This window comes from Archangium sp. (genome assembly GCF_036389735.1).
Lineage (GTDB): Bacteria > Myxococcota > Myxococcia > Myxococcales > Myxococcaceae > Archangium.
In genome coordinates, this window is record NZ_DASVWK010000195.1 from 1 (window position 1) to 7338 (window position 7338).

7 protein-coding genes are annotated in these 7338 nt (G+C 69.9%); 3 read left to right on the forward strand and 4 right to left on the reverse strand.

The genetic code is table 11. The annotated features are described in order from the left end of the window. Both VF794_RS07260 and VF794_RS07265 read left to right on the forward strand, forming a co-directional pair. A partial coding sequence (locus VF794_RS07260; RefSeq protein ID WP_331108447.1) for a cytochrome-c peroxidase occupies positions 1-745 on the forward strand: 745 nt, incomplete at its 5' end. Continuing rightward, positions 742-1443 carry a thioredoxin family protein gene (locus VF794_RS07265; RefSeq protein ID WP_331108448.1) on the forward strand — a complete coding sequence of 234 codons (702 nt, stop codon included), beginning with the start codon at positions 742-744 and terminating at the stop codon, positions 1441-1443. The genes VF794_RS07260 and VF794_RS07265, both read left to right, overlap by 4 nt. A gap of 10 nt (positions 1444-1453) precedes the next feature. Here the strand turns inward: VF794_RS07265 and VF794_RS07270 are convergent, their stop codons facing one another. From VF794_RS07270 to VF794_RS07285, 4 genes are all read right to left on the reverse strand, one after another. Next, complete coding sequence (locus tag VF794_RS07270; RefSeq protein ID WP_331108449.1) at positions 1454-2758, reverse strand: sensor histidine kinase; 1305 nt, start codon at positions 2756-2758, stop codon at positions 1454-1456. A gap of 10 nt (positions 2759-2768) precedes the next feature. Continuing rightward, positions 2769-3491 (reverse strand): class I SAM-dependent methyltransferase, encoded by a 723-nt coding sequence (locus VF794_RS07275; protein ID WP_331108450.1) that lies wholly within the window; start codon positions 3489-3491, stop codon positions 2769-2771. An 80-nt stretch (positions 3492-3571) separates the two neighbouring features. Then, positions 3572-5134, reverse strand: coding sequence for a sensor histidine kinase (locus tag VF794_RS07280; protein WP_331108451.1), 1563 nt, complete (start codon positions 5132-5134; stop codon positions 3572-3574). Between the two features lie 98 nt (positions 5135-5232). After that, the gene (locus tag VF794_RS07285) at positions 5233-6618 is read right to left on the reverse strand and encodes a cytochrome P450 (RefSeq protein ID WP_331108452.1); all 1386 of its coding nucleotides are present in this window, start codon (positions 6616-6618) and stop codon (positions 5233-5235) included. 204 nt (positions 6619-6822) lie between these two features. Here VF794_RS07285 and VF794_RS07290 point away from each other — a divergent pair, with 204 nt between their 5' ends. After that, a complete protein-coding gene (locus VF794_RS07290; RefSeq protein WP_331108453.1) occupies positions 6823-7302 on the forward strand; it encodes a hypothetical protein in 480 nt (159 codons plus the stop codon). Positions 7303-7338 lie beyond the last annotated feature (36 nt).

Consider the following 7338-nt stretch of genomic DNA (forward strand, 5'->3'; position numbering starts at 1 on the left):
GGCGTTGGGCCGCGACCCGGCGCGCTCGAAGCGCAACACCCCGGCCTTGCTGAACCTGGAGTCGAGAGGCCCCTACTTCTGGGACGGGCGGGCCTCCACGCTCGAGGAGCAGGCGCTCGTCCCGCTCGCGGACCCCAACGAGATGGCGCGGGATCTCTCCACCCTCGAGCGCGAGCTGGCCACGGATCCCGAGTACGTCGCCCGGTTCCAGGAAGCCTTTGGCCCTCTCGGCATCTCCCGCGTCACCCTCGCGCGCGCGCTCGCCTCGTTCGAGCGCACCCTCGTCAGCGCCGGCTCCCGGTACGACCGGTACCTCGAAGGCGACAGCTCCGCGCTGTCCGAGGAGGAGGTGCGGGGAATGCGCATCTTCGCCGGTAAGGGCGAGTGCACCACCTGCCACGGCGGTCCCCTGCTCACCGACAACGCGTTTCACAACATCGGCGTCGCGGGGGACGATCCGGGCCGTTTCGAGTCGGGCGCCGCGCCGCGAGCGACCTTCAAGACCCCGAGCCTGCGTGACGTCGCGCGCACCGCGCCCTACTTCCACGATGGTTCCGCCGCGACGCTCGAGGACGTCATCGAGCATTACGCGAACGCGGGCGATCCGCTGGCCAAGGGCACTCACGACATCCACCCGCTCGACCTCTCCGCCAGCGAGAAACGCGAGCTGGCCGCCTTCCTGCGCTCGCTCGACGGCGCGGACGCGGGTCTTCCTCTCACGAGTCTTCCAGGAGCCGAACCATGAGCACCTTTCATTGCACTTCCTGTGGCCGGGCGATCTTCCGGTCCGAGGCCCTCCTCCAGCGCGTCACCCTCTCGAGCTTCGAGGGACACCGCGCCGAGTGCTACGCGATTCGAGAGGCGATCGACGAGGACTCGCTCCGCCGCTACGACGTCTCCCTGCACGAGGGCTGGTACTGCTGCCGCTTCATCATGATGCGCATGGTGCAGGACAAGTTCGGTACCGGCGACGACCTGCTCGTCTATTCCGACGCGGTCGTGGAGGTGGCCGACGGACAGGCACCGCCCGCGCTGGCCTCGCGAGGAAGTGTGGTCAAGCTCGGCAAGCGCGACCATGACGCGGTGATCTCCGCGCCCGCGAACCAGGACAAGCTGCTCGTGGTGAAGCACGGGGCCATCTGGTGCCCGCCCTGCCGCCACATGGATGTGATCATCTCCCGGCTGATCGAGCGCAAGGCCTTGCCCGAGGTCCGGTTCTTCGAGCTCGACACCGACGAGGAGCCGGAGATCGCGGCCCGCTTCAACAACCGGGCAATCCCTTTCTTCACCTTCTATTACGGTGGCAGGCAGGTGAAGGTCGACGTTCGGGGAGCGCACTGCGTGGACGGAGGCATCGTCGGCGCCATCCCCGAGCAGGCCCTGTTCACGTTCTGCCAGACGCTCGTCGACAGGCTGGGGAAGCCTGATCGCCGGACCGCGTAGTCCCCACGGCTCAGCTGCTCGGGGTGTGTCTCGGGAACTCCAGGCGCAGGCGGGCGCCTCCCTCGGGCCGGTTCTCCGCCTTCAGCGTGCCCCCGAAGCGCTCCACCAGCTCCCGCGAGATGGACAGCCCCAGCCCCGTTCCCTTCTCCGGCCCCTTCGTCGTGAAGAAGGCCTCGAAGAGCCTCGACTGCACCTCCGGCGGAAAGCCCGGGCCGTTGTCCTCCACCAGCAGCACCACCCTCCCCTCCTCCGTCGCCCCCGTCACCTTCACCTCGCCCCCCTGCACCTTCGCCGCCTCCAGCGCGTCCCCCGCGTTCACCAGCAGGTTGAGCAGCACCTGCGCCAGCCTCCGCCTCGTGGCGTACACCTCCGGCAGCCCCTCGGGGATCTCCACCTTCAGCCTCGCCACGTACTTGAGCCGCACCGCCGCCAGCCTCGCCGCGTCGCTCACCACATCCGCCAGCGCGCACTCGCTCGGCTCCTCCACGTCCATCCCCGAGAAGCCCTTCAGGTCCTGGACGATCTGCCGGATGCGCTCCACTCCCGAGCGCGTCTCCTCGAACACCTCCTGAAGCTCCGCCCGCGTCTCCTCCGGGAGCTGCTGCGCCAGCACCTCCGTGCGCAGGAAGTCCAGGTTGGAGCGCACGAAGGCCAGCGGGTTGTTGATTTCATGCATCACGCTCGCCGCCAGCCGCCCCACCGTCGCCAGCTTCTCCGACTGCGTCCGGTGGCGCTCGGCCACGGCCAGCTTCTCCAGTGACTCGCGCCGGGCACGCTCCAGCCGCGCCTCGCTCCGCGCCTCCCGCGCCTTGGCCAACTGCCGGCTGCCATACACCCCGAAGAAGGTGGACGAGCCCACCATGCACGCCCAGGCCAGCGCGTGCACCAGGGTCTCGTTCGACAGCAGCAGCAGGCCCATGGCGCCCATCGCGCTCGTCACGCCCCCGGCGATGGCCGCCCTCGCGTCCTGTTGGTAGAGGAGCGCCAGCAACAGCGGCAGCGTGGGCACGAAGTTGAGGTACACGCTCTTCGCCCCCCCGGTGAGGAAGACGAGCCCCAGGAAGAAGGCGCTGATGAGCGCGCCGTTGGCGATGAGCAACACATTCAGGTGGCTCGGGGAGTGCCTCCACCTCAATCGCAGCCACCGGTAGGCGAGCAGCTGAAGCGCCCACGTCCCCCGCAGCAGCAGCGGCGGGAGACTCAGGCGCTCGAGGACGAGCACGTCCATCGGGTACAGCAGGAAGATGACCAGGGCGAAGACCGAGGCCGTCCGCGCCCGCTGTCTGTCTTCCTGGCTCAAGTCGTCGGGGGCCATGGGAGTCCTCTCACCGTCGGGTGGCGACCACGACGCGGTAGCCGTGGCGTTCGTAGGGCTCGGGGAGCGAGCCCTGGCGCACGTCCACGGTGAAGCCCTGGGCCTCCAGCAGCGCGCGGGCCCGCGGCAGCAGGAAGGTCAGGTAGTACATGACGAAGGGCGGCTCCCACAGCGCGTTGCGCACCCGCATGGCCGCGTTGAAGGCCCGCGCCACCCAGTAGCCCGGCCTCAGCGGCGAGGGCTCCTCCCCGGTGACGAAGACGAAGCGCCCTCCCGGCTTGAGCACCTGGTGGAGGCCCGCCACCAGCCGCGGCTCGTCCTCCTCCAGGATGTGGCCGAAGGCCCCGAAGCTCGTCACCACGTCGAACTCCTCGCGCCAGGGCATTTCAAGCGCGTCCCCTCGCACCAGTTCCACCGCCGCCTCGCCCGGGGCTTGCGCGAGCAGCAGCCGTGCCTCGTCCAGCATGCCCTGGCTCAGGTCCACTCCCACCACGCGCCGGCGGCACAGCGGCCGGAGGAAGCGCAGCGCCGCGCCCGTCCCGCAGCATACGTCCAGCCCGCTCTCCACCGCGCCCGGCCCTCCCACCGCCGCGAGGCTCGCCTTCAGCACCCGGTCCGGCGTGCGGAACGGCGTGTACTCGAACTTCGGCGCGAGCAGGTCATACCCCCGCTCCATCGAGCTCAAGCCCTGTCGCACCAGCTCCACGAAGCTCGGTCCCTTGGGATGGAACATGGTGCGCCCTCTAACCCAGCCCCCATTCACCGACGAGCCGTTGGTGTAAAATTCACGTGAAACTGGACGTTGGCCAACGTTCAGCGGGCGCGAGGCAACTGGAAGAAGAAGGTGATGCCGGGGCGGCCGGGGGTGGCGTGGGCGCCGAGCGTGCCGCCATGGCGCTCGATGATTTCGCGGGAGATGTAGAGGCCCAGGCCCAGACCCGGCTGGTGGATGGAGGAGGAGAGCCGCTGGAAGCGCTGGAAGAGGAGGCAGTGCTCCTCGGGGGAGAGGCCGGGCCCCTCGTCCGTGACGGAGACGCGGAAGGTGCCGTCCCCGGGGATGAGCCGCACGTCCACCCGGGTGTCGGGCGGGGTGTACTTCAGCGCGTTGTCCAGGAAGTTGGAGAGCACCTGCTCCAGTCGGTCCCGGTCCGCCTCCACCCAGGCGACGCCCTCGGGCAGCTCCAGCTCCACGCGGCGCTGGGGGTGCTGCTGGCGGAAGTCGCCCACCCCGTCGGCCACCAGGGCGCGCAGGTCCACCGGCTCCGGGCGCATGTGCAGCTGCCCGCGCTCCAGCCGCGAGGCGTCGAGCAGGTCGCCCGCGAGCCGGGTGAGCCGGCCCGTGTAGCGCTCCATGCGGGAGATGAGGGTGACGTCGGAGACGGGCTGGTGCGCCTCGAGCTGGCGCCGGGCCTGGGTGAGCACCAGGTGCAGCGAGGTGAGGGGCGTGCGCAGCTCGTGCGAGGCGATGTTGAGGAACTCGCTCTTGATGCGGTCCGCGGCCTCGGCGGCCTCCTTGTGCTTCTGGAGCTCGGCGGTGCGCTCGTGCACGCGCACCTCCAGCTCGTCGCGCGTCTTCTGGAGGGCGGCCTCGGCGCGCTTGCGGGCGGTGATGTCCAGGACGATGCCCACCAGCCCCGCCGGCTGTCCCCGCGCGTCGTTGTAGGTGGCCTTGTAGAAGATGACGTCGCGCACCTCGCCCGAGCCGAAGCGCATCTGGGATTCGTACGTCTGGATGCCCGGGTGGTCGAAGAGTTCCTGGTCCTTGGCGGCGTAGCGCGCGGCGAGCTCGGGCGGGGAGACATCCCAGACGGACTTGCCGACGATGGCCTCGCGCGTGGCGCCGTGCATCTCCAGGAAGGCGCGGTTGCAGCCGCGGTACCGGCCGTCGAGCGTCTTGTGGAAGATGGGGTTGGGGATGCTGTCGAGGAGCGTCTGGAAGAACTCCAGCTGCGCCTGCACGACATGGTCGCGCTCGGGCACCTCGGTGCCGGTGAGGATGAGGTGGCCGGCGGCGTCCCCCGCCTCGGGGCCGAGCCGCACGGTGCTCCAGTCGAGCACTCGCCGCTGGCCGTCGCGGGCGCGCCAGGCGCTCTGGTGGCGCGAGGGGTGGGGGCCCTCCACCCACCGGACGAGGGCCGCACGCTCCAGCTCATGCTCCGGAGCCAGGGCGGCGAGTGCTTCCAGGCGCAGGCCGTGGGCCTCGCGCGAGGTGTAGCCGAGCACCTGTTCGGCGCGTCGGTTGAGGTGCAGGACGAGGCCCCTCGAGTCCAATACCAGCACCAGGGCCTGGACGGCATCGAGGAGGGCGGTGGAGCCCAGTCCCGAGGGCAGCTTGGGGCCCGTCGAATCAAGGGGATGCGATGGCGACAAAGCCATGGAGCGCAGCATAGTGTTTTACAATCCAGCGCCCCCTGGCCCTGTTCTCCCGGGCCCATGCCCGCCCCGAGGGCAGGCGGACGGGCCTCCGGTGCGCCTCAGGCCCGGGCCTGGAGGGGCTCGACGAGCATGGGCAGCCCGTTCTTGGGCCGCAGGGTGATGGAGGGCTCGGGCTCCGGGACGTGGCCCGCCACGGCGCGCAGGCGGAAGTGCTGGAGCACCGCGGCGGTGATGAGCGGGGCCTCCATGAGGGCGAAGTTGTTGCCGATGCACAGACGTTGGCCACCCCCGAAGGGCAGGTAGGCGAGCCGGGGCCGCTCGGCGGAGCGCTCGGGCGAGAAGCGATCCGGGTCGAAGCGCTCGGGGTCGGGCCACACGCGCGGGTTGCGGTGCACCACGTAGGGGCTGGTGACGATGATGACGCGAGGGCTGGCGGGGATGCGCACCCCTCCGAGCACGTCCTCCTTCTTCGCCATGCGGCCGACGATCCAGGCGGGCGGGTACAGGCGCATCGTCTCCTCGAAGAGCTGCGTGAGGTAGCGCAGGCGGGGCAGGTCCTCGACGGTGGGGGGACGGCCCTGGAGGGCGGACTCCACCTCGGCGCGGGCACGGGCCTCCACCTCGGGGTGGTGGGAGAGCAGGTGCCACATCCACGCGAGGCCATTGGCGGTGGTCTCGTGGCCGGCGAGGAAGAGCGTCATGGTCTCGTCGCGCAGCTGCTGGTCCGTCATGCGCTCGCCGGTGTCGGCGTCCTGGGCGGCCATGAGCATGGAGAGCAGGTCATCGCCGTGCGTCTCCCCGGCGCGGCGGCGGGCGATGATGTCGTAGACGACGGTGTCGAGGATGGAGATGGCGTCGCGGTAGGCGCGGTTGCGCGCGGTGGGGAGGAAGTCGGGGGCGCGCAGGCCGAGCGAGAGCATGCGGTGGTTGGTGCCCTCGAGGGCGGCGCCGAGGGCCTGGCCGACGCGGTCGGCGGTGCCGCTCACGTCGGTGGAGAAGAGGGCGCGGCCGACGATGCCGAGGGTGAGGCGCATCATCTCGGCGGCGATGTCGAGGGGCTCGGAGGAGGAGGGGCGTGCCCGCCAGCGCGCGAGCATCCGCTGGGTGGAGTCCACCATGAGGTGGGTAAGGCCGGCGAGGCGCTCCCGGTGGAAGGCGGGCTGCATGAGGCGGCGCTGGCGCTTCCAGAAGTCGCCATCGCTGGAGATGAGGCCATTGCCGAGCAGCGGGGCGGCGGGGGCGAAGAGGCGGGGGGGCTTGCCGTAGACGTCGGGGTGGTCGACGAGGACGTGCTTGACGAGCTCGGGGCTGGCCACCGAGACGAGGCTGATGGTGGGCCCCATGCGCAGGCGCACGAGGTCTCCGTATTCCTGGTGGGCGCGGAGGAAGAGCTGGAGGGGCTGGTGGCGACGCTCCTGGATGCTGCCCCAGAACCAGTGACCGCGAGGCCCGGGGGCCTCGGCGAGCGTGAGTGCTTCCGTCATGGCGTGCTCCCTGTGGGCCGGTCCACGGGTGTGGAGACCGGACGGGGAAGACGCTAGCGGCGAGAGGGGGGGCGGAGCACGAAGAAGGTGTCAGATATCTCCAGACATTCTGTGCAAATCAAGGAAATGCAGAAATAAATTGAATCCGTAGAAACTTGGAGGCAGAGTGTGATGCATCGCCCGCCGCCCCAGGGAGCCTCCCCCATGTTTGGAATCCAGACGCGACTCCTCTCGTTGACCCTTCTCACGGTGGCGATCGCCATCACCGGCTGTGGCCCCATCGATGAGCAGGAGCTGGCGTCCGTGCAATCGGAGCAGGAGGTCGGCAGCACGGAGTCCGCGCTGTGCACGGACTACTGTGACAACTGCGTGTTGTTCGCGCGGTGCAAGGCCCCCAACCTCCCGTATGGCCTGACCTACTGGAGCGACAAGGTCGCGGTGATCAACAGCAACCACGCCCACGCGGGTTGTGTGGCGATGATCCCCACCTCGCACGTGTACGGACACGCCGCGTACGTCGCGGACGTGGACTTCGCGCCGACCCCCAACCGGATCACCCTGCGCGAGGCCAACTGGCAGCCCAACACCTGCAGCTCGCGCACCGGCACGAAGGACGGGTTGAACATCCGCAATTTCTGGTGCCCTGGCTCCGCCCACACCGCGGGCTGCTCCGGCCCGATGTAAGGCCCGGACGAAAAGCCGGTTCCCTCCGCCGTCCGC

Coding starts and splice junctions, on each gene's coding strand:
- VF794_RS07270 (WP_331108449.1), bottom strand. CDS start 2,758: ATGGCCCCCGACGACTTGAGCCAGGAAGACAGACAGCGGGCGCGGACG.
- VF794_RS07275 (WP_331108450.1), bottom strand. CDS start 3,491: ATGTTCCATCCCAAGGGACCGAGCTTCGTGGAGCTGGTGCGACAGGGC.
- VF794_RS07285 (WP_331108452.1), bottom strand. CDS start 6,618: ATGACGGAAGCACTCACGCTCGCCGAGGCCCCCGGGCCTCGCGGTCAC.
- VF794_RS07290 (WP_331108453.1), top strand. CDS start 6,823: ATGTTTGGAATCCAGACGCGACTCCTCTCGTTGACCCTTCTCACGGTG.
- VF794_RS07280 (WP_331108451.1), bottom strand. CDS start 5,134: ATGGCTTTGTCGCCATCGCATCCCCTTGATTCGACGGGCCCCAAGCTG.
- VF794_RS07265 (WP_331108448.1), top strand. CDS start 742: ATGAGCACCTTTCATTGCACTTCCTGTGGCCGGGCGATCTTCCGGTCC.